We start from the raw sequence: 19,916 nt of genomic DNA, 5'->3' as shown, positions 1-19,916 counted from the left end.
CCGATACCACAAGGTCACACGGCCAGATGTTCGCTCCCCGGGTTCGCGCCGTGCTCGGCCCCACCAATACCGGCAAGACCCACCTCGCCATCACGCGATTGCTGGCGCATGCCTCCGGCATCATCGGATTCCCGCTGCGCCTGCTGGCGCGCGAGAATTACGACCGCATGGTCGCCGCGAAGGGGGAGAAATACGTCGCCCTCATCACGGGGGAGGAGAAGATCGTCCCCCCGGAGGCCCGCTGGTTCGCCTGCACGGTGGAGGCCATGCCGCTCGACCGCCGCGCGGAATTCGTGGCGGTGGACGAGATCCAGCTCTGCGCCGATGCCGATCGCGGCCACATCTTCACCGACCGCCTGCTGCATGCCCGCGGCCTGGTCGAGACGATGTTCCTGGGCGCGGAGACCATCCGCCCCCTGCTGCAGCGCCTGGTCCCCCAGGCCGAGATCGAGACGCGCCCGCGCCTCTCGCAGCTCACCCACGCCGGTCAGGCCAAGCTGACGAAGCTGCCGCCGCGTTCCGCCATCGTCGCCTTCAGCGCGACGGAGGTCTACGCGATCGCGGAAGCCGTGCGCCGTCGCCGGGGCGGTTGCGCCGTGGTGATGGGGCGCCTGTCGCCGCGCACGCGGAATGCGCAGGTCGCGCTGTACCAGAATCGTGAAGTCGATTTCCTGGTGGCGACGGATGCCATCGGCATGGGCCTGAACATGGATGTGGACCATGTCGCCTTCGCCGATCTGAAAAAATTCGATGGCCACACCCTGCGCGCCCTGAACGCGCAGGAAGCGGCGCAGATCGCCGGCCGCGCCGGCCGCGGCATGCGCGACGGCACCTTCGGCACGACAGCCGAATGCCCGCCCCTGCCCGACGAACTCGCCCACCAGATCGAGGGCCATCACTTCGAGGCCCTGTCCCAGATCGCCTGGCGGAACAGCGACCTCGATTTCGGCAGCATCGACGGGCTGCTGGACAGCCTGGCCGCCCCGCCGCCCCAGCCGGGCCTCGCCAAGGGCAATGACGCGGTCGACCACATCACGCTGAACGCGCTGTCGCGGGAAGCGGAGACGCGCGGCCTGGCGCAGGGCCGCGCCCGCGTGCGGCTGCTGTGGGAAGCCTGCCAGGTGCCCGATTTCCGCAAGATGTCGGATGACAGCCACACGAGGCTCTGCGGCAAGATCTTCACGCATCTCGCGCAGGAAGGCCGCCTGCCGACGGATTGGGTGGCGGGCAACATCGCCGCACTCGGCAATGTGGAGGGTGACCTCGACACGCTGATGGCGCGCCTCGCCCATATCCGCATCTGGGCCTACATCGCCGCCCGTGGCGACTGGCTGGCGGACGCCGAGACGCAGCAGGCCGAGGCCCGCCGCGCCGAGGAAGCGGTCAGCGACGCGCTGCATGAACGCCTGATCGCCCGCTTCGTGGACCGCCGCGCCGCCCACCTGATCCGCAGCCTGGACGATACGGAGAAGGAACTGCTCTCCGCCGTCACCCGCCAGGGCGACGTGCTGGTGGAAGGCCATTCCGTCGGCAAGGTGCAGGGCTTCCACTTCCACCCCGACCCGGATGCGACGAAGGAGGAGGAGAAGCGCCTCGTCCTGCGGGCCGCCCGCCGTGCGCTGCGGGAGGAGATGCCGAGGCGCCTCGCCGCGCTGGAGATGGCGAAGGACGAATCCTTCACCCTGACGCCGCAGCACCGCGTGATGTGGGACAATGCGGAGGTCGCGCGGCTGCGCCCGGGGCCGGAACCGCTGAAGCCCCATGTGGACGTCATCGCCACCGAATTCCTCGACAACACCCAGCGGGAGAGGGTGCGGGCCAAGCTCGCCCTCTGGCTCGATGCACTGGTGAAGAAGGAACTCGGCGGGCTGGAGGCCATGGAGGCCAAGGCCGCCGAGGACAACACGCTGCGCGGCCCCGCCTTCCGGCTGCGGGAGAATATGGGCCTTGCCCCTGGTGCGACGGACCGGGAGGTGCCGGCCGATCTCCGGGCGCGCCTCAAGGCCATCGGCATCCGGGCGGGGCGCTATGCGCTCTACATGCCCGATGTGCTGAAGCCGCGGGCGATGCAGCTGCGCGCCCAGCTCTGGGCGCTCCGCCGCAACATCCCGACGCCGCTGCTGCCCAATCCCGGCCTGGTGGCGGTGACGCTGCCGGAAGTGCCGCTGCCGGCGCCGGCCGATCCCAACACGCCGCGCGGGCCGGAAGGCTGGCCGCCCGGCTTCGCCATCATGGCGGGCTGGCTGCCGGCGGGACGCGTGCTGCTGCGCCTCGACGTCGCGGAGCGCATCGCGGGCGAGCTCGGCTACCTGACCCGCCGCGCCCCCGCGCCGGTGCCGGAAGGGCTGGCCTCGCGCCTCGGCGTGAAGGGCGACACGCTGCCCATGGCGCTGGAGGCGATGGGCTTCCGGCTGATCCCGGGCGGCGAGCTGGAGGAGGGCCAGTTCGGCCCGCCGGCGCCGCCCCGAATCAGCGTCCACCGGCCCGAACGCCAGGGGCAGCGCGGGCCGCGCCGTCCGGAAGGCCGGCCAGAGGGACGTCATGAGGGACGTCATGAGGGGCGTCAGGAGGGGCGTCCCGAGCAGGCGCGCGGTCCCCGTCGCGATGATCGGCGCGATGACCGCCCCCGCGGCCCCCGCCCGGACGCCACGCCGGATGGCGCGCCGCGCCCCGTCTATTTCGGCCCGCCCATCCCGCCGGAGCTGCGCCAGCCACGGCCGGATCGCGGCCCGCGCCGGGATGGCCCCCCGCGGGAGGGTCAGCGCCGGGACGGCCCGCCGAGGGACGGCCAGCGCCGCGATTCCGGTCCGCGCCGCGACTCCGGCCCGCGCCCGCCCCGGGATGCCGCGCCTTCCGGCGACCAGCCGCCAGCGCCCCAGGCGGACCGCCCGCAGGGCGATCGTCCGCGCCAGGACCGGCCCCAGGGTGATCGGCCGCGCTTCGACGGCCCCCGCCCGGACCGCCGCCCCGATGGGCCGCGCCCGGATCGGCCCCAGGGCGACCGCCCGCGCGGTGACCGCCCCCGCTTCGATGGCCCGCGCCCCGATCGCGGTGGCGACCGGGGCGGCGACCGCTTCGGCCCGCGCGACCGGCCGCGGGAGGTGATCGCGGCGCCGAAGCCCGATTCGCCCTTCGCCGTCCTGGCGCAGCTCAAGCTGAAGAAGGACTGATCGCGGCATGGAGGCAGGGGAAGGGCGCGATTTCCAGCGTCTCGACCTCTGGCTCTGGTGCGCGCGCCTGGCCAAGACGCGGGGGGAATGCGCTCGGCAGGTTTCGGCCGGCCGGGTGCGCATCAACCGCCTGCCGACCGACAAGCCCCATGCGAAGCTGCGCGTCGGCGATGTGCTGACGCTGACGATCGGCGACCGCGTGCGCGTCTGGCGGGTGCTGGCACTGGCGGAGCGCCGCGGCCCGGCGACCGAGGCGCGGGGCCTCTACGACGACCTGTCCGATCCCGCCTGATCACTGCCGGGACGGCGTGGCATGACGCGCTGCGGCATACCCCGCTTGCCTTGCGTCGCGCGCCGGGCCATGTCGTCATCTCCGCGCCCTTGGCATGGCGCGGCTGACCGCCGCCGCTGGGGCGCGGCACGCATCTCCGCCGGAGGCGCAGTTGACCTACGTCGTCACCGAGAACTGCATCAAGTGCAAGTACATGGACTGCGTGGAGGTCTGTCCGGTGGACTGCTTCTACGTGGGCGAGAACATGCTCGTCATCCATCCCGACGAATGCATCGATTGCGGCGTCTGCGAACCGGAATGCCCCGCGGAGGCCATCCTGCCCGACAGCGATGACAAGGCGACGCCCTGGGTCGAGCTGAACCGCACCTATTCCACGCAATGGCCGAACATCACCCGCAAGGGACAGGCGCCGGCCGATGCGGATGAATGGAAGGACAAGCCGGGGAAGAAGGAGCTTTTCGACCCCAATCCCGGCTCGCCCTGACACCGGATCGCCGCGGGCCGCGGAAAGGCACGCCCCTTCGCCCCCCGGCGGGGCGGGGGTGGAAACGCGCGCCGCTTTGTGTTATGTTATCAATGAGATCGGGAAAACGGCACGGCCTGCCGCGCGTTTCCCCCTCATCGGGTTCATGACAAGCCCGCGACCGGGCCTCGCCCGCGGTGCCCTTCCCCGGCGGGGAAGGCCGCGTGCCAGGTTGTGCCGGATGCGGCATGGAAAGCGGGTGGCGTGATGAAGCAAACCGCCCAGGCCAAGACGGGCGCCGCCAAGGCCGGCGCCCTGACGAAGGCCGCTCCCAGGGCCCAGGCCGCCGCCGTGGCGAAGCAGCCCGGCAAGGCGGGCGCCAAGGCGGCCGCAGCGCCGCCCGCCGCCAGGTCCCAGGCAGCCTCCCCGGCGAAGCCGGCAGCGCCCACCCCGAAGACCCCTGACAGCAAGGCCCCGACCATCAAGACCCCAGCCCCGACGGCGCCGGAGGCCAAGGCCCCGGCTGCGAAAGCCCCGACCAGCAAGGCCGCCGCGGGCAAGGCCCCGGCCGGCAAATCCGCCGCCGCCAAGGCGCCCGCCGCCGATGCCCCCGCGGCCAAGGCCGCCCCGGCCGAAGCCAAGGCAGCCGCCCCGCCGCCCGTCCGCGCGCCCGATCCCGCACCGCGCCCGGCACCCCCGATGCAGAACCGCAGCACGCCACCCCGCCCCGCCGCCGCCGCCGCCGCCTCGGCGCGCCCGCCGGTCTATCCCCCCCGTCCCGCGCCCCGCCAGCCGGTGGTGGAGGAAGGGGATGACGCTTCCTCCCCGCCCCCGCCGCCGAAGCCCAAGGGCCCGCCGGTGGAGTTCAAGGCCGGCGACCATGTCGTCTACCCCACCCATGGCGTCGGCCAGGTCCAGGGGATCGAGGAAATGCCGGTGGCCGGCATGTCCCTCAAGGTCATCATCGTGACCTTCGAGGAGAACCGGATGACGCTGCGCGTTCCGGTCAACAAGGCCGCCTCCTCCGGCCTCCGCAAGCTCGCCAGCGCGGAGATGATGAACGAGGCGCTGGAAGTGCTGCGCGGCCGCGCCCGCATCAAGCGCACCATGTGGTCCCGCCGCGCCCAGGAATACGAAGCGAAGATCAACTCCGGCGACCCGCTGGCCATCGCGGAAGTGGTGCGCGACCTGCACCGCAATGCCGGCCAGCCGGACCAGTCCTTCTCCGAGCGCCAGATCTACGAACAGGCGCTGGATCGCCTGTCGGCTGAACTCGCCGCCATCGACCGCACGGACAAGAACGCCGCGGCCGACAAGCTGCAGACGTTTCTCAAGACCGTCACCTGACGGCGACGTCGGGTCTCAAGACCGTAACCTGAGGCCCCGCCCCGGGGGCGCCACCGCGCCCCCGGGCCCTTCACCGGAGCCTGAGCCCATGGCCGACGCCCAACCCAGCCGATTGTCGCCCCATCTCCGGCGCCTGGAAGCCGAGGGCATCGCCATCATCCGCGAAACCGCGGCCAGCTTCCGCAATCCCGTCCTGCTCTACTCCATCGGCAAGGACAGCAGCGTCGTCCTGCACATGGCGATGAAGGCCTTCGCGCCCGGCAAGCCGCCCTTCCCCCTGCTGCACATCGCGACGGGCTGGGATTTCAAGGCGATGCTGGAATTCCGGGACCGGCGCGTGGCGGAACTCGGCCTGCATTGCATCGTCCACACCAACCCCGACGGCCTGGCGCGCGGCATCGGCCCCCTCACCCACGGCTCCCAGCTCCATATGAACGTCATGGGGACGGAGGCGCTGAAGCAGGCGCTGGACGCGCATGGCTTCGACGCCGCCCTGGGCGGCGCGCGGAGGGACGAGGAGAAGGCACGGGCCAAGGAACGCGTCTTCAGCCACCGCACCGCCGGCCATGCCTGGGAGCCCCGGAACCAGCGGCCGGAACTCTGGGGCCTCTACAACACGCGGCTCAACGCCGGGGAGGGCATGCGCGTCTTCCCCCTCTCCAACTGGACCGAATTCGACGTCTGGGACTACATCGCGGCGGAGGAGATCCCCGTGGTACCCCTCTATTTCGCGGCCCTGCGCCCGATGGTCCGCCGCTCCGGCGCCCTCATCATGCGCGACGACGACCGGATGCCCCTGGAGCACGGGGAGAGCGTGGAGCCGATGTGGGTCCGCTTCCGCACCATGGGCGACTGGCCCCTGACCGGCGCCCATGAAAGCCGGGCGGAGACGATCGGGCAGGTCCTGGCCGAAATCCGCGAAAGCCGGAAGAGCGAACGCGAGGGCCGCCTGATCGACAGCGACCAGGAGGCGTCGATGGAACGCAAGAAACGCGAAGGGTATTTTTGACAGGCTGCCGCAGGCGGGTTGCGAAGCGGGCCGCCCGGGCCCCGCGACGCGCACCAGCCGTTGTCGATCACGCCAACTCGTATTCCACCTCCGGCACGTAATGCGCGGCCTCCTTCCCGAGGAAGGAGGAGAAGAGAGTAAAATGCTCCACCGTCACGGGGGGCGTGCGGAACAGGCTGTGGGCCTGGACGAAGCCGATCAGCTTGTGCGTCTCCGCCCGGTCCGTCCGCGCCAGCGTCACATGGGGGGCGAAGCGCTTGCGCTCCGGCTCCAGCCCGATGCGCTGCATGGCGGTTTCCACCTTGTTCTGCAGGCGGGTCAGGGCGTCCGACCGCTCCGCCGTCACATGCAGGGACTGGATGCGCCCCGCCTTCTCGAAGGTGCCGACGCCGGCCAGGACCAGGTCGAAGCGCGGGCAACGGATGGCGGCCAGCGCCGCGTCCACCTCCTCCGCCTGCCAGCCCTGCACCTCCCCGATGAAACGGAGGGTGAGGTGGTAGTTCTCCGGCGGCACCCAACGGGCACCCGGTATGCCCCCGGACAGGGCCGAGATCTGGGCCTTGACCAGGGGGGGGAGGGAGAGGGCGACAAACAGGCGCAGCATCGGCAGGCGCTCCGAATCCGGGGCAGCCCCAGCGGACTACAAAGGCCGCACCCGGTCCAGTAGCGTTTCGATGGCAGGAAGGATGCGCTCCGCCAGCAATTGTGCGCCCCGTGCGGTGGGGTGGATGCGGTCCGGCTGGTTGAGAGCGGGGTCGCCGGCGATGCCTTCCAGCAGGAAAGGGTAGAACACGATATCGGGACGGTCCCGCGCCAGGTCGCTGAACACCGCCGCGAATTCGCGGCCGTATTCAGCGCCGAGGTTGGGCGGCGCGATCATCCCCGCCAGCAGCACCGGCAGGTTGCGCCGGGCCAGCGCATCCAGGATCGCGACCAGGTTGCCCCGCATCTGCGCGGGCGTCAGGCCCCGCAGCCCGTCATTGCCGCCGAGTGCCACGATCACCGCATGGGGCCGGTCCGCCAGCGCCCATTCCAGCCGCGCCCGCCCGCCCGCCGTGGTGTCGCCGGACACGCCGGCATCCAGCACGCGCACGGGGCGGCCCCTGGCCCGCAGCAGCGCCTCGATCCGCGCCGGCGGGCCTTCGCCGCGCGCCAGGCCGAAGCCCGCGGTGATGCTGTCCCCCAGCATCAGCAGGCGGATTTCCTGGCCCTGTGCTACCGCAGGGCTAGCCGCCAGCAACACTCCGCAACCCGCCATGGCCTTTTGCAGCGCAGCGCGGCGCCCATATCGGGCCAAACCTTGCGAGGACTTCATGTCAGATCCCCAAACGGAGACGGCTGGGCCACTGGTATCGGCGAACGGCCTCGTCTTCACCGCCGCTGCCGCTTCCGGCCCCGTCCATGTGCTCCGCGGCGTCGATCTCACCGTCGGTGCGGGAGAGGCTGTGGGCATCGTCGGTCCCTCGGGGTCAGGCAAGACATCGCTCCTCATGCTGCTGGCGGGGCTGGAACGCCCCACCGCGGGTAGCCTCCGGGTCGCGGGCCAGGACCTGAAGGCGATGGACGAGGACGCCCTCGCCCGCTTCCGCCGGGACGAAGTGGGGATCGTCTTCCAGGCCTTCCACCTCATCCCCACCATGTCGGCGCTGGAGAATGTGGCCATGCCGCTGGAATTCGCCGGCCGGCGGGATGCCTTCGACCGCGCGGCGGCGGCACTCAGGGATGTCGGCCTCGGCCATCGCCTGGACCATTATCCCGGCCAGATGTCGGGCGGGGAGCAGCAGCGCGTGGCCCTGGCCCGCGCCGTGGTGGCGGAACCGCGGCTGATCCTGGCGGATGAGCCGACCGGCAACCTCGACCGCGCCACCGGCACCGTCGTGATGGACCTGCTCTTCGGGCTGCGGGAGCGCCTCGGCACCACCCTCATCCTCATCACCCATGACCCCGCCTTGGCGGAGCGTTGCGGCCGGCAGGTGCGGATGGAGGATGGCCGCATCACCGCCGATAGCGGCGATGGCCTGCGCATGGCGGCGGAGTAGCCCGCCATGCTGACCCATATCAGCCAGGGCTTCCGCCTGGCGCGGCGGGAATTGCGGGGCGGCTTCGCCTCGCTCCGCATCGTGCTCGCCTGCCTGGCGCTGGGCGTCGCCGCCATCACCGCCGTTGGCACCCTGCAATCCGCCACCAAGGCGGGGCTGGCGGCCGATGGCGCGCGGCTGCTCGGCGGCGATGTGGAGGTCCGCGTCGCCTACCGCCCCCTGTCGCCGGAGGCCCGCGCCTGGGCCACCAGCCGCGGCGCCCGCGTCTCCGAGGTGATCGAGATGCGCGCCATGGCCGTGGCCCCCAACGGGGAACGCAGCCTGGTGGAGTTGAAGGCGGTGGATGCCGCCTGGCCGCTGATCGGCGAATTCTCCACCGTGACGGGCTCGACGCTGGCGCCCCAGGCCGGCCGCCCCGCCGTGGCGCTGGAAGCCTCCGTCGTCGATCGCCTGGGCATCGCGCCCGGGGAGGCGATCCGCATCGGCGAGGCGAGCTTCACCTTCGTCGGCACCATCGCCCAGGAACCGGACCGGGTGGCGAGCCCGGCCGTGCTCGGCCCGCGCGCGCTGATCCTGGCGCAATCCCTGCCCGCCACGGCCCTGATCCAGCCGGGATCGCTGGTGAATTACGACACCCGCGCCTTGCTGCCGCCGGGCACGGATTCCCGCGCCTTCGGCCGCGCCTGGCAGGCGGCGATGGGCGATGGCGGCTGGCGCGTGCGCTATTCGGACCAGGCGGAGCCGGGGGTGAACCGCTTCCTGGACCGCGCCGCGGCCTTCCTGACGCTGGCGGGCCTCACCGCCCTGCTGGTGGGCGGCATCGGGGTCGCCACCGGCGTGCGCGCCTGGCTGGAAGCCCGCGGCCGCACCATCGCGACGCTGCGCTGCCTCGGCGCGCCGTCGGGCACCATCCTGGCGACCTACCTGATCCAGGTGCTGGTGCTGGCGGCGATCGGCATCGCCATCGGTCTCGTCGTCGGATCGGGCGTCACCTGGCTGGCGGCGCAGGCGCTGGCCGGAGCGCTGCCGGTGCCGCCGCGACTCGGCTTCTACCCCGGCGCGCTGGGTCTGGCGGCGCTGTACGGCCTGCTGACGGCGCTGGCCTTCGCGCTCTGGCCGCTCGGCCGCGCGCAGCGCATCCCGGGGGCGGCGCTGTTCCGGGACCTCGTCACCGCCAATCCGGGCTGGCCGTCCCGCCCGATCCTGCTGGCCAATCTGCTGGCGGCGCTGGCGCTGGTGGCGCTGGTGGTGGGCACGGCGGAGCAGCCGAAATTCGCCCTCGGCTTCTGCGGCGGCGCGGCGGTGACGCTGCTGCTGTTCCGCCTGGGTGCCACGGGCCTGATGCGCTTCGCGAAGGGGCTGCGCGGCATCCGCCGCCCGGCCTTCCGCCTCGGCCTCGCCAACCTCCATCGCCCTGGCGCGCCGACGCCCACCATGCTGGTGGCGCTCGGCATCGGCCTCACGACGCTCGCCGCCATCGCGACGATCGAGGGCAATCTCCGCGCCCAGCTGGCCGACCAGCTGCCGCGCGCCGCCCCCAGCTTCTTCTTCATCGACATCCAGAACGACCAGGCGGAGGAATTCGACCGCATCGCCCGCGCCCAGGCCGGCGTGGACGATGTCCGCCGCGTCCCCTCGCTCCGCGCCCGCGTCGTCGCGGTGAACGGCACGCCGGCGGAGCAGGTGAACGCGACCGAGGAGACGCGCTGGGCGCTGCGCGGCGACCGCGGCCTGACCTATGCCGCGACGCCGCCGGAGGGCACGCGCCTGGTGGAGGGCCAGTGGTGGCCGGCCGACTACAGCGGCCCGCCTCTGGTGTCATTCGACGCCGCCATCGCCCGCGGCTGGGGCATCGGCATCGGCGCCACGCTGACCGTGAATGTGCTCGGCCGCGACATCGACCTGAAGATCGCGAGCCTGCGGGAGATCCAGTGGCGGGGCCTCGGCATCAACTATGTCATGGTCGCCTCCCCCGGCCTGCTCTCCGCCGCCCCCCACACCCACATCGCCACCGTCCGGTCGGAGGCGGCGCAGGAGGTGTCGGTCCTGCGCGCCATCACCGATGCCTTCCCCAATGTCTCCGGCATCCGGGTGCGGGATGCGCTGGAGGCGGTGGCCGGGCTGCTGTCCCGCGTCGGCGTGGCACTCCAGGCCACGTCGTCGGTGACGCTGCTGGCGGGGATGCTGGTTCTGGCCGGCGCGGTCGCGGCGGGGCAGCGGGCGCGGGTGCGCGATGCCGTCATCCTCAAGACCATCGGCGCCACGCGCAGCCAGGTCCGGGGCGCCTGGCTGGTGGAATTCGGGCTGCTCGGCCTGGTGGCGGGGCTGCTGGCCGCCGCCGCGGGCTCCGCGGCCTCCTGGGCCGTGATGCGCTTCGTGATGAATGCGCCCTGGGTCTTCCTGCCGGGGACGCTGGCGGTGACGGTGGCGGGCTGCGTGCTGCTGACCCTGGCGCTGGGCTACATCGGCACAGCCCTGGCGCTGCGGGCGCGGCCGGCGCCGCTGTTGCGGAACGAGTAGAGCTCGGGCTTCATCGGGGCATGGACATTTTTGCAGACGCCGCCCCCGCGGCGGGCCCCGAAGCCGCCCTCTCGGCGGAAGACGCCGCCCGCCTCCGCCACGCCTATGCCCTGGCCGGCAAGGCCCGCGCCCGGGGCGACCGTCCCTTTTCCGCCGTGGTGGTCGCCGCCGACGGCACCATCCTGGCGGAGGGCCTGTCCACCCAGGGCACCGGGGGCGGCGGCACGCTCGCCCACAGCGAGATGAATGCCTGCCAGGCCGTCATCGCCGCCGGCATCCCCCGCGCCACCTTGCGGGCCGCCACGATCTATTCCTCGGGCGAGCCCTGCTCCATGTGCTCCTCGGCCATCTTCTACACCGGCATCGGCCGGGTGGTGTACGGCCTCTCCGCCGCCGCCATCCTGCATCTGCGCAATGCGCAGCCCCACACCGCCGGCCTCAACCTCTCCTGCCGCGCGGTCCTCGCCACGGCAGCCGAGTCCGTGGAAGTGGTGGGCCCGGCGCTGGAGGCCGAGGGCGCCGTCCCCCACCAGGGCTACTGGGTCCAGGGCGCCGCCTGAGCGCCGTGTAAGGCGCCCGTAAGCCATCCGCGTTACAGGATCTTTCAGCACCCGGACCGGGGCCGCAGATGGCCGCGCCTCCCGGGTTGATCTGGATTACGAAAACTCCATATGATGGCGCATGCCGGGGCGGCTCTAACCCTCGCCCCGCAGGAGGTCTTCAAACCATGGCTTTCGGTCCCGACAACCGCTTTCAGACGGGCGCGTCGGCCTGGACCCAGCCCTTCGGGCGGTCCGCGGCCGTTGATCAGGCGCAGCTCGACGAAGGGCTGCGGAGCTACATGCTGCGCGTCTACAACTGGATGGCCTCCGGCCTCCTGATGACCGGCATCGTGGCCTACCTGATCTCGTCGAACCCCGACGTGGCCGCGCTGTTCTACCAGGTGGTCCGCGGCCCGCGCGGCATCAGCACCGTGCCGACCATCCTCGGCTGGATCGCGATGTTCGCACCGCTTGCCTTCATCCTGGTGCTGAGCTTCGGCATCAACCGGATGAGCAAGACGACGGCGCAGGCGCTGTTCTGGGTCTTCTGCGCCGTGATGGGCGCGTCGATGTCCAACATCTTCGCGATCTACACGGGCGCCTCCATCGCCTCCACCTTCTTCATCACGGCGGCGATGTTCGGCGCGGTCAGCCTCTACGGCTACACGACCAAGGCGGACCTGACCCGGATGGGCAGCTTCATGATGATGGGCCTCATCGGCATCATCATCGCGGGCCTGGTGAACATGTTCCTCCAGTCCTCCGCCCTGCACTTCGCGATCAGCGTGATCGGCGTGGTGGTCTTCGTCGGCCTCACCGCCTACGACACGCAGCGGATCAAGGCGGACTATCTGGAATACGCCTATGCCGAAGGCACGGATGAAGCCGGCAAGCGCAGCGTCTTCGACGCGCTCGGCCTCTACCTGAACTTCGTCAACATCTTCCAGCTGCTGCTGCAGTTCGTCGGCGTCCGCCGCGAATAGCAGCCAGCACCCGGAAGGGGCTGAACAAGGCGGCGCGCATCCCCCGGGGTGCGCGCCGCTTCCGTTTTGGGGCCGCTCAATGCTATGGCACCGCCGTGCGCCTGCGCCCCGCCCTGATCCGCCTGCTGACCGTCCTGCTGCTGCTGCAGTGGGGCACGGCGTTCGGCCATTGCCTGCGCATGGCCTCCCCGGAAGCGCTGCTCCACCTGGAGATCTGCACGCCAGACGGCATCCAGCGCTTGGCGATGCCGATCGACCAGGACGGGACGGACCCGGTGGCGCCGAGCCCCGCCCATCCGCCCGCCTTCATCTGCCCTGCCTGCGCCGGCCCCGCCGCGGTGGCCCTGCCGCCGCCGGCGGTCACCCTGGTGGCGCCGCTGCTGCTGGTGCAGGCGCCGCAGCCGCCGCCGCCTTCCACCCCCAGCCCGGCGCCCCCGCCCCGCTGCCAGCCCCCGCCCCGGGCACCACCGACCTCCTGAACCCGTCCATGCCCGCCGGCCCCGCGCCGGCATGCCCCAACGGTTCCAGGAAACGCATCATGTCCCGTTCCATCATCAAGGCCGCGACGCTCGGCCTGCTCGCCTGCCTGCCGCTGGCCGCGGAGGCCCATGTCACGCTGGAGGTCCAGCAGGCCCCGCCCAATTCCACCTATCGCGGCGTCTTCCGCGTGCCGCATGGCTGCGAAGGCGCGCCCACCATCCGCCTCACCGTCCGCCTGCCGGAAGGCGTGACGGAAGCCCGGCCCATGCCCAAGGCCGGCTGGACGCTGCGCACCGTGCCCCGCGCCACCGCCCCCGCGGCGGCTGGCCACGGCGCCGCGCCCCCGGTCGCGGAGGTCATCTGGGAGGGTGGCAGCCTCGACGACGCCCATTACGATGAGTTCATCGTGCGGATGCGCCTTCCCGACCGCCCCGGCGAACTGCTCTACATCCCCGTCGTGCAGGATTGCCCGGATGGGAAGCAGGCCGCCTGGGTGGAGATCCCGGAGGCAGGCCGCCGCGTGACCGATTACCGCATGCCCGCGCCGGCCGTGCGCCTGGCGCCGCGCAACTGAAGGGGCTTCGGACCATGGACCAGACCCGCCGGCTGCTGCCGCTCGCCGCCCTCGCCGCGGGGGCCGCCAGCCTCGCCCCCCGCCCCGCCTCCGCCTGCGATGCGGAGGCGATGGAAGCCCACCTGACCGCCGTCTGCGACGGGGCGCTGGAACCCGCCCGCCAGGCGCTCGCCGCCGCGATGGAACACGCGACGCCGGAGGAGCGGATGGCGATGCAGCGCGCGCTGACCATCGCCAATTCCACCTGCACCACCGGCGACCCCGTCGCGGGCGCCCGGATCGCCGCCAACCTCGCGCGCCTCGCGGGGCGCATCGAGGGGCGGGCCGGCGTGCAGAGCCTCACGCTCGACCTGCTGGGCTGAGGGGAACGCCATGACCATCCTGACCCGCCGCGGCGCGATCGCCGCGGCGATGCTGATCGTCCCCGCCGTCGCCGCGGCGCAGCAGCCCGGCGTCACCGTCAACGCCCCCTGGACCCGCGCCGCGGGCCAGGGTGGCACGGGGGCGGGCTTCATGACGCTGCGCAATGCCGGCGCGGCGCCGGATCGCCTGGTGTCGGCCCGCGCCGCCATCGCCCGCACGGTGGAGCTGCACACCCACATCCACGACAATGGCGTGATGCGCATGCGCCCCGTGCCCGCCATCGAGGTCCCGGCGCGGGGCGAGGTGCAGCTGCGGCCGGGCGGCTTCCACCTGATGCTGATCGGCCTGACCGCGCCGCTGCGGCAGGGCGAACGCATCCCCGTGACGCTCGTCTTCGAACGGGCGGGCGAGGTGCAGGTGGAACTCGCCGTCGAATCCGCCGGCGCCCGCGGCCCGGCGGCGGGCGGCCATCACCACCACTGACGCGACAGCGCCTGGCCATGCTGTGATGCCTCCCTGACGCAGGAGGAGACGACGGCATGGCCAGGCGAATCGACCCCGCCACCCTTGCCCCGGTGGTGGGCACCTTCTACCCGCCGCCCTTCCACACCCCCTGCCTCGCCCGGGCGCGCACGAAGCTGGGGGATGCGGCGGGGCTGACGCAGTTCGGCGTCAACCTGCTCCGCCTTCCTCCCGGCGCCTGGTCCAGCCAGCGCCACTGGCAGACCCTCTCCGATGAATTCGTCTTCGTCCTGGCCGGTGATGTCACGCTGGTGACCGATGCGGGGGAGGAGGTGCTGAAGGCCGGGGAGGCCGCGGGCTTTAACAGGCTGCGGAAGGACGGGCGGCTGAGGATGGGCGAGCGAATTTTCGTGCAGGAAAGGATGACGCGCAGATACGATGTGGTTGCATCGTGGCAAGCGGCAGACGAATCCTGCGCGGAAAGGCGCCGTCCAGCCGACCCGTCCCGTTTTTCCGCAGCCTGTAAAGGCCGGCGACCCCGATGGCCACCACCTCCGCAACCATACGGACCGGGATGTGCTGGTGCTGGAGATCGGCACGCGGATCGAGGGCGATGGCGCCGTCTATCCGGACATCGACATGCTGTCGCCCGCGCATGGGCAGCCCGCGATGTACACGCACCGCGACGGCACGCCCTATCCCGGCCTGAAGCGGCGCGGGCCCGAGGAGGCCCCCGGCGAGGAATAGCCGGCCCCGGTTGTCGCCAGCCGCGAAGCGGAGCAAACCTTTCCCCAACCCACGGGGTAAAGGATACGACCATGCTGAAGATCCATGGAATCGCGCGCAGCCGGGCCTTCCGCTGCATCTGGGCGGCCGAGGAAGCGGGCCTGCCCTACGAAGTCATCCCCGTCGGCTTCGGCCCGGGCCTGAAGGACGCCATCTCGGCCGTCAATCCGAACGGCAAGATCCCGGCGATGACCGATGGCGACCTGGTGCTGTTCGAAAGCCTGGCGATCAACCTGCACATCGCCGCCAAGGCCGGCGCGCCGCTGATGCCCGCGGGCGACGATGCCTCCCGCGTCCTGCAATGGACCTTCTGGGCGGCGACGGAGGTCGAGCCCTCGGCCGGGATGTGGGCCTACAACACCTACCTGAAGCCGGCCGACCAGCGCGATCCGGCGGTGGCGAAGGCGGGGGCGGAGGGAGTCGCGGCGCGACTCGCGGTGCTGGAAGGCCACCTGGCGAAGACCGGCCCCTGGCTGCTGGGGGCGAACTACACCATCGCCGACTGCAACCTGGCCGCCGTGCTCTATGGCGCCTGGTCCAACGGCTTCGATTTCGGCCCCTTCCCGAAGGCCAAGGCGTGGCTCGATGCCTGCGTCAGCCGCCCGGCGGCGCTGGCCGCGCGGAAGCAGCGGGAGGGCTGAAGAACGGCCCCTGGGCCGCGGCCCCGCGCTCAGAGCCTGTGAAAGAATCGAGCTTGAGCATTAATGCCCGTTGAAATCATTGGGCTTTTTCCTCGGATTCCGGCGCTTTCGGGCATTAATTCACAAGCTCTCAGCGCGGGCCGCGGCTGCGGTTCTGCGCCAGCTGGTCCGGCGTGAGCTGGAAGCTGATCCGCACCAGGTAGTTGCCGGCGGACACGCCCTCGCCGATCGGCAGGCGCAGCCGCGCCGCCTGGCCCGTGCTGTTCACGCGGGTCTGGTTGGAGGCGAGCGTCGCCCGCGCCGTGAAGGCCTGGCGCTCGATCACATCCGTGTCACCGGCATCCGACACCGCGATGAACCACGGCATGTCGAGGCTGCCGCCCCGCGCGGCCGGGCCGCGTTCGACCTGGAAGCGCGGCGTCACGCGCACATCCAGTGCCCGCCGGTCCCGCGACGCGTAGTCGCAGACCGCGTCGAAGCCCGCGATCCGCGCATCCAGCACCATCGTGGTCAGGTCGCGCGGCGCGCCGGCGACATACTGGGTCAGGTCCGCGCCATCGGCCAGGATGGTGATGCGCGGGCAGGGTGCCTGCCCGGCGGTCAGCACGTTGCTGGTCGATTCGCTGCCGCCGCAGGCCGCCAGCATCGCCGGCAGCGCCAACACCGCCACACCCTTGGCCACAACGGACCGGAAGCCTGGATGCGCCATGCCGGAGCACTCCCCCTTTGAACCCGTGACCGCGGCCGGTAAGGTGGCGCCGCGCCACCCGCTGCGTCTATCGCATCGCGGGCGCCGCCCGACTATCCCCGACCGATCATCCCCCTGCGCCGATCCCCGCCCAACCACCAGAAGCCGAGCCGCCGAAGCCCCGATGCCCGATGAGACGAAGCCCCGGCTGAACGTGTTGCTGGCAGGCCCGCGCGGATTCTGCGCCGGCGTGGACCGCGCGATCAAGATCGTGGAGGAGGCGCTGCGCCGCCACGGCGCGCCCGTCTATGTCCGGCATGAGATCGTGCACAACCGCTTCGTGGTCGAAAGCCTCGAACGCCAGGGCGCCGTCTTCGTCGAGGAACTGGACGAGATCCCCGATGACGGCCGCCCCGTCGTCTTCTCCGCCCATGGCGTGCCGAAGGCGGTGCCGGAGGCGGCGGCGAAGCGCAACCTCTTCGCCCTCGACGCCACCTGCCCGCTGGTGAGCAAGGTGCACCGGGAGGCCGAGCGCCATTTCGCCCGCGGCCGCCACATCCTGCTGATCGGCCATGCCGGCCATCCGGAGGTGATCGGCACCATGGGCCAGCTTCCCCCCGGCGCCGTGACGCTGGTGGAGGATGCCGCCCATGCCGAGACGGTGGAGCCGCCCTCCGGCATCCCGCTGGCCTATACCACCCAGACCACCCTCTCGGTCGACGACACCGCCGGCATCGTCGCCATCCTCCAGCGCCGATTCCCGGAGATCGCGGGCCCGGCGAAGGAGGACATCTGCTACGCCACCACCAATCGCCAGGCCGCCGTGAAGGCGATCGCGGCGAAGGGGGCGGAGCTGGTGATCGTGGTCGGCGCCCCCAACAGCAGCAATTCCGTCCGCCTGGCGGAAGTGGCGAAGCGCGCCGGCGCGGCGCGCTCCGTCCTCGTGCAGCGCGGCGCGGCACTCGATCCCGCCATCGCCGATGGCTGCACCACCATCGGCCTGACCGCCGGCGCCAGCGCGCCGGAAGTGCTGGTGGAGGAGGTGCTGGCCAAGCTCGCCACCCGCTTCACCCTGGTGGTGGAGGAAGTGGTGGTGGCGGAGGAGAAGGTGGTCTTCCGCCTGCCCGCCGGGCTGGCCGCGGAATAGCCCTGATCCATGGCGGTCTATACCGAGGTCTCGGACGAGGCGCTGCGCGCCTTCCTGGGCGATTACGACATCGGCGGCCTGGTCGCCTTCCGCGGCATCGCGGAGGGCGTCGAGAATTCGAACTACGCGCTGCGCACCGATCGCGGCGACTATGTGCTGACGCTGTACGAGAAGCGCGTCGATCCGACGGAACTGCCCTATTTCCTCGGCCTGATGGACCATCTGGCGGCGCGCGGCCTGGCCTGCCCGGTGCCGGTGCGCGGGCGGGATGGCGATGCGCTGCGCGAACTGGCCGGGCGCCCGGCGGCGATCTGCACCTTCCTGGAAGGCGTCTGGCCGCGCCGCGTGCGGCCGGACCACCTGGCGCCCCTCGGCCAGTCGCTGGCGCGGCTGCACGATGCCAGCGGGGATTTCCCCGCCAACCGTCCCAATGCGCTGGGCCCCAAGGGCTGGGCGCCGCTGCTGGAAGGCTGCCGCGAACGCGGCGATGAGGTCGCACCCGGGCTGGTGGCGGAACTCGATGGCCATCTGGCCGGCATCCTGGCCGCCTGGCCGGCGGCGGGCGCCCTGCCGGTCGGGCAGATCCATGCCGACCTCTTCCCCGACAACGTCTTCTTCCTGGACGATGCCGCCGGGCGGCCGCGCGTCTCCGGCCTGATCGACTTCTACTTCGCCTGCACGGACCTGCTGGCCTATGACATCGCCGTCTGCCTGAATGCCTGGTGCTTCGAGGCCGATGGCATGTTCAACGTGACGAAGGCGCGATCCCTGCTGACGGGGTATGAGGGCGTGCGCCCGCTATCGCTGGCCGAACGCGCGGCCCTGCCCGTGCTGTGCCGCGGCGCCGCCATCCGCTTCCTGCTGACCCGCCTCTATGACTGGACGCATACCCCCGCGGATGCGCTGGTGACCCGGAAGGATCCCTTGGAATACCTGCGAAAGCTGCGCTTCTTCGCCCAGGCCGAGACCGCCGGTGCCCTTGGACTCTGACGACCGGCCGCTGGTCGAGATCTGGACGGATGGCGGCTGCAAGCCGAATCCGGGCCCGGGCGGCTGGGCCGCGATCCTGAAATTCGGGGCGACGGAGAAGGAGCTGACGGGCCACGACCCCGCCACCACCAACAACCGCATGGAACTGACCGCCGCCTGCGCGGCGCTGGAGGCGCTGAAGCGCCCCTGCCGCGTGGTGCTGCACACCGACAGCGAATATGTCCGCAACGGCATGGAACGCTGGATCAAGGGCTGGGTCAGGAACAACTGGAAGAACGCGGCGAAGGAGCCGGTGGCGAACTACCCGCTGTGGCAGCGTCTGCTGGAAGCGGCGAAGCCGCATGACGTGGAATGGAAATGGGTCCGCGGCCATGCCGGGGACGCGATGAACGAACGCGCCGACGTGCTGGCGACGAAGGCGCGGATGGGGGCGGGGTGATGGCGCTCGCGGCCTGGTGGAACGGGATTGTCGCGCGCCTTTCGGACAGCGGCGCGGCCGCCCCTGACCCCCGCGCCACGATCCCGCCGCCGCCGGCGAATGGTTCGCTGCTGAGCCTCGCGGAGATGCGCCAGCTGACGCGGACGGATCTAGAGAACGCTGCGCGGATACGCTGCCAGGCCGTGCAGGTTGATCCCTGGACGGTGCTGTGCCGCGTCCTCGGCCGCTTCAAATTCCTCGTCGATGGCCGCGATATCGCATTGGCCCCGCATCTCATGCTGGATGGCTACTGGGAGATGTGGTGCACGGAATACATGCTGGCCCATATCAGGCCGGGCATGGTCGTCATCGATGTCGGCGCCAATCTTGGTTACTTCTCCGTCCTCCTGGCCGACCTCGTCGGCCCGGACGGGCGCGTCGTCGCGGTGGAGCCCAATCCGCGCATGGCGCAGTTGACGGAACGCAACCTCGCCCTGAACGGCTTCTGGCATACGGCGCGCGTCGAACGCATCGCCGTCGGCGCGACGAGCGGCGAGGCGCTGGCCTTCCGCTTCGTGGCCTCCGATCCGAAGAATGGGCGTGTGGTGAAGGCCGGTGGCGTGTTGCCCGATGATGGCGACACCGCGGAGATCGCCGTGACCGGCATGCGGCTGGACGATCTGGTCGCCGGCCCCGTGGACTTCATCAAGATCGACGTGGAGGGGGCGGAAGAGCAGGCCTGGGGCGGTCTCACCCGGCTGCTGGACGCCAGCCCCGACATCACCGTGCTGATGGAATTCAACGCGCTGCGCTGCCGCACGCCGGAAGCCACGCTGGCGGACATCGCCACCCGCTTCCCGCTGCGCGAACTCCGGCTGGGAGGGGACGTGCAGCTGGTGACGCCGGCCGAGATCATGGAACAGCGGGAGGATACGCTGCTCATCCTCTCACGGCAGGCCCCGACGCCGACGCCTGCGCAGAATAAGGGCTGATCCTGGCCCC

The 19,916-nt window shown here is 71.5% G+C and carries 22 protein-coding genes and 1 pseudogene; 20 read left to right on the top strand and 3 right to left on the bottom strand.

Annotated elements, in window-relative coordinates; genetic code table 11:
• Nucleotides 1-26 precede the first annotated feature (26 nt).
• The 5 genes from BM041_RS04825 to cysD all read left to right on the top strand — a co-directional run bounded on the left by BM041_RS04825 (nt 27) and on the right by cysD (nt 6,281).
• Complete coding sequence (locus BM041_RS04825) at nt 27-3,170, top strand: helicase-related protein (RefSeq protein ID WP_092956206.1); 3,144 nt, start codon at nt 27-29, stop codon at nt 3,168-3,170.
• Between the two features lie 7 nt (nt 3,171-3,177).
• Nucleotides 3,178-3,462 (top strand): RNA-binding S4 domain-containing protein, encoded by a 285-nt coding sequence (locus BM041_RS04820; protein WP_092956203.1) that lies wholly within the window; start codon nt 3,178-3,180, stop codon nt 3,460-3,462.
• A 151-nt stretch (nt 3,463-3,613) separates the two neighbouring features.
• Nucleotides 3,614-3,946: a ferredoxin FdxA gene (fdxA, locus tag BM041_RS04815; RefSeq protein ID WP_092956200.1), complete on the top strand. Its 333-nt coding sequence runs from the start codon at nt 3,614-3,616 to the stop codon at nt 3,944-3,946.
• Nucleotides 3,947-4,192: 246 nt separating this feature from the next.
• The gene (locus tag BM041_RS31750) at nt 4,193-5,272 is read left to right on the top strand and encodes a CarD family transcriptional regulator (protein ID WP_281244498.1); all 1,080 of its coding nucleotides are present in this window, start codon (nt 4,193-4,195) and stop codon (nt 5,270-5,272) included.
• An 88-nt stretch (nt 5,273-5,360) separates the two neighbouring features.
• Nucleotides 5,361-6,281, top strand: coding sequence for a sulfate adenylyltransferase subunit CysD (gene cysD / locus BM041_RS04805; protein ID WP_092956197.1), 921 nt, complete (start codon nt 5,361-5,363; stop codon nt 6,279-6,281).
• A gap of 67 nt (nt 6,282-6,348) precedes the next feature.
• On the opposite strand, the gene thpR is transcribed toward cysD, so the two are convergent.
• Nucleotides 6,349-6,885 (bottom strand): RNA 2',3'-cyclic phosphodiesterase, encoded by a 537-nt coding sequence (gene thpR / locus BM041_RS04800; RefSeq protein ID WP_175533740.1) that lies wholly within the window; start codon nt 6,883-6,885, stop codon nt 6,349-6,351.
• 36 nt (nt 6,886-6,921) lie between these two features.
• Nucleotides 6,922-7,470 (bottom strand): arylesterase, encoded by a 549-nt coding sequence (locus BM041_RS04795; protein ID WP_245761925.1) that lies wholly within the window; start codon nt 7,468-7,470, stop codon nt 6,922-6,924.
• A gap of 124 nt (nt 7,471-7,594) precedes the next feature.
• On the opposite strand from BM041_RS04795, the gene BM041_RS04790 reads away from it, so the two are divergent.
• The 11 genes and pseudogenes from BM041_RS04790 to BM041_RS31100 all read left to right on the top strand — a co-directional run bounded on the left by BM041_RS04790 (nt 7,595) and on the right by BM041_RS31100 (nt 15,671).
• Nucleotides 7,595-8,320, top strand: a complete 726-nt coding sequence (locus BM041_RS04790; RefSeq protein ID WP_092956191.1) for an ABC transporter ATP-binding protein — start codon at nt 7,595-7,597, stop codon at nt 8,318-8,320.
• A gap of 6 nt (nt 8,321-8,326) precedes the next feature.
• Nucleotides 8,327-10,840, top strand: coding sequence for an ABC transporter permease (locus BM041_RS04785; RefSeq protein WP_092956188.1), 2,514 nt, complete (start codon nt 8,327-8,329; stop codon nt 10,838-10,840).
• 20 nt (nt 10,841-10,860) lie between these two features.
• The gene (locus BM041_RS04780; RefSeq protein ID WP_092956185.1) at nt 10,861-11,400 is read left to right on the top strand and encodes a deaminase; all 540 of its coding nucleotides are present in this window, start codon (nt 10,861-10,863) and stop codon (nt 11,398-11,400) included.
• Nucleotides 11,401-11,567: 167 nt separating this feature from the next.
• On the top strand, nt 11,568-12,365 hold the full coding sequence (locus BM041_RS04775; protein ID WP_092956182.1) for a Bax inhibitor-1/YccA family protein: 798 nt from the start codon (nt 11,568-11,570) through the stop codon (nt 12,363-12,365).
• Nucleotides 12,366-12,460: 95 nt separating this feature from the next.
• A complete protein-coding gene (locus tag BM041_RS04770; RefSeq protein ID WP_092956179.1) occupies nt 12,461-12,844 on the top strand; it encodes a DUF2946 family protein in 384 nt (127 codons plus the stop codon).
• A 59-nt stretch (nt 12,845-12,903) separates the two neighbouring features.
• The gene (locus BM041_RS04765; protein ID WP_092956176.1) at nt 12,904-13,419 is read left to right on the top strand and encodes a YcnI family copper-binding membrane protein; all 516 of its coding nucleotides are present in this window, start codon (nt 12,904-12,906) and stop codon (nt 13,417-13,419) included.
• Nucleotides 13,420-13,433: 14 nt separating this feature from the next.
• Nucleotides 13,434-13,781: a hypothetical protein gene (locus BM041_RS04760; RefSeq protein WP_092956173.1), complete on the top strand. Its 348-nt coding sequence runs from the start codon at nt 13,434-13,436 to the stop codon at nt 13,779-13,781.
• 10 nt (nt 13,782-13,791) lie between these two features.
• Nucleotides 13,792-14,265: a copper chaperone PCu(A)C gene (locus BM041_RS04755; RefSeq protein WP_092956170.1), complete on the top strand. Its 474-nt coding sequence runs from the start codon at nt 13,792-13,794 to the stop codon at nt 14,263-14,265.
• Nucleotides 14,266-14,321: 56 nt separating this feature from the next.
• Nucleotides 14,322-14,597, top strand: a pseudogene (locus BM041_RS32060) (cupin domain-containing protein); the annotation flags it as partial.
• Between the two features lie 85 nt (nt 14,598-14,682).
• Complete coding sequence (locus BM041_RS31105) at nt 14,683-14,991, top strand: cupin domain-containing protein (protein ID WP_245761924.1); 309 nt, start codon at nt 14,683-14,685, stop codon at nt 14,989-14,991.
• 71 nt (nt 14,992-15,062) lie between these two features.
• Nucleotides 15,063-15,671 carry a glutathione S-transferase family protein gene (locus BM041_RS31100; RefSeq protein WP_245761923.1) on the top strand — a complete coding sequence of 203 codons (609 nt, stop codon included), beginning with the start codon at nt 15,063-15,065 and terminating at the stop codon, nt 15,669-15,671.
• Between the two features lie 130 nt (nt 15,672-15,801).
• Here the strand turns inward: BM041_RS31100 and BM041_RS04745 are convergent, their stop codons facing one another.
• Complete coding sequence (locus BM041_RS04745; RefSeq protein ID WP_092956164.1) at nt 15,802-16,380, bottom strand: hypothetical protein; 579 nt, start codon at nt 16,378-16,380, stop codon at nt 15,802-15,804.
• Nucleotides 16,381-16,543: 163 nt separating this feature from the next.
• On the opposite strand from BM041_RS04745, the gene ispH reads away from it, so the two are divergent.
• The 4 genes from ispH to BM041_RS04725 are packed head-to-tail and all read left to right on the top strand — an operon-like array spanning nt 16,544 to nt 19,906.
• Entirely contained in the window at nt 16,544-17,506 is a 963-nt protein-coding gene (gene ispH, locus BM041_RS04740; RefSeq protein WP_245761922.1) for a 4-hydroxy-3-methylbut-2-enyl diphosphate reductase, read from the top strand.
• Between the two features lie 9 nt (nt 17,507-17,515).
• Nucleotides 17,516-18,496, top strand: coding sequence for a homoserine kinase (locus BM041_RS04735; RefSeq protein WP_092956158.1), 981 nt, complete (start codon nt 17,516-17,518; stop codon nt 18,494-18,496).
• Nucleotides 18,486-18,935 (top strand): ribonuclease HI, encoded by a 450-nt coding sequence (rnhA, locus tag BM041_RS04730; RefSeq protein ID WP_092957491.1) that lies wholly within the window; start codon nt 18,486-18,488, stop codon nt 18,933-18,935. The genes BM041_RS04735 and rnhA overlap by 11 nt, the downstream gene beginning before the upstream one ends.
• Nucleotides 18,935-19,906 carry an FkbM family methyltransferase gene (locus BM041_RS04725; protein WP_175533739.1) on the top strand — a complete coding sequence of 324 codons (972 nt, stop codon included), beginning with the start codon at nt 18,935-18,937 and terminating at the stop codon, nt 19,904-19,906. The genes rnhA and BM041_RS04725 overlap by 1 nt, the downstream gene beginning before the upstream one ends.
• Nucleotides 19,907-19,916: the final 10 nt, after the last annotated feature.

Origin of the sequence: Falsiroseomonas stagni DSM 19981 (assembly GCF_900114315.1) — a bacterium.
In the GTDB taxonomy this organism is placed as follows: Bacteria; Pseudomonadota; Alphaproteobacteria; order Acetobacterales; family Acetobacteraceae; genus Falsiroseomonas; species Falsiroseomonas stagni.
This window is presented reverse-complemented; position numbering and strand designations above follow the sequence as displayed.

Bases quoted from the DNA above. Each gene is read 5' to 3' on its own strand.
- BM041_RS04795 (WP_245761925.1), bottom strand. From the start codon at position 7,470: ATGCTGGGGGACAGCATCACCGCGGGCTTCGGCCTGGCGCGCGGCGAA.
- BM041_RS04775 (WP_092956182.1), top strand. From the start codon at position 11,568: ATGGCTTTCGGTCCCGACAACCGCTTTCAGACGGGCGCGTCGGCCTGG.
- BM041_RS04725 (WP_175533739.1), top strand. From the start codon at position 18,935: ATGGCGCTCGCGGCCTGGTGGAACGGGATTGTCGCGCGCCTTTCGGAC.
- ispH (WP_245761922.1), top strand. From the start codon at position 16,544: ATGCCCGATGAGACGAAGCCCCGGCTGAACGTGTTGCTGGCAGGCCCG.
- BM041_RS31105 (WP_245761924.1), top strand. From the start codon at position 14,683: ATGTGGTTGCATCGTGGCAAGCGGCAGACGAATCCTGCGCGGAAAGGC.
- BM041_RS04780 (WP_092956185.1), top strand. From the start codon at position 10,861: ATGGACATTTTTGCAGACGCCGCCCCCGCGGCGGGCCCCGAAGCCGCC.
- BM041_RS04760 (WP_092956173.1), top strand. From the start codon at position 13,434: ATGGACCAGACCCGCCGGCTGCTGCCGCTCGCCGCCCTCGCCGCGGGG.
- BM041_RS04790 (WP_092956191.1), top strand. From the start codon at position 7,595: ATGTCAGATCCCCAAACGGAGACGGCTGGGCCACTGGTATCGGCGAAC.
- BM041_RS04755 (WP_092956170.1), top strand. From the start codon at position 13,792: ATGACCATCCTGACCCGCCGCGGCGCGATCGCCGCGGCGATGCTGATC.
- BM041_RS04735 (WP_092956158.1), top strand. From the start codon at position 17,516: ATGGCGGTCTATACCGAGGTCTCGGACGAGGCGCTGCGCGCCTTCCTG.
- BM041_RS04825 (WP_092956206.1), top strand. From the start codon at position 27: ATGTTCGCTCCCCGGGTTCGCGCCGTGCTCGGCCCCACCAATACCGGC.
- cysD (WP_092956197.1), top strand. From the start codon at position 5,361: ATGGCCGACGCCCAACCCAGCCGATTGTCGCCCCATCTCCGGCGCCTG.
- BM041_RS31100 (WP_245761923.1), top strand. From the start codon at position 15,063: ATGCTGAAGATCCATGGAATCGCGCGCAGCCGGGCCTTCCGCTGCATC.
- BM041_RS04765 (WP_092956176.1), top strand. From the start codon at position 12,904: ATGTCCCGTTCCATCATCAAGGCCGCGACGCTCGGCCTGCTCGCCTGC.
- BM041_RS31750 (WP_281244498.1), top strand. From the start codon at position 4,193: ATGAAGCAAACCGCCCAGGCCAAGACGGGCGCCGCCAAGGCCGGCGCC.
- BM041_RS04820 (WP_092956203.1), top strand. From the start codon at position 3,178: ATGGAGGCAGGGGAAGGGCGCGATTTCCAGCGTCTCGACCTCTGGCTC.
- thpR (WP_175533740.1), bottom strand. From the start codon at position 6,885: ATGCTGCGCCTGTTTGTCGCCCTCTCCCTCCCCCCCCTGGTCAAGGCC.
- BM041_RS04745 (WP_092956164.1), bottom strand. From the start codon at position 16,380: ATGGCGCATCCAGGCTTCCGGTCCGTTGTGGCCAAGGGTGTGGCGGTG.
- BM041_RS04785 (WP_092956188.1), top strand. From the start codon at position 8,327: ATGCTGACCCATATCAGCCAGGGCTTCCGCCTGGCGCGGCGGGAATTG.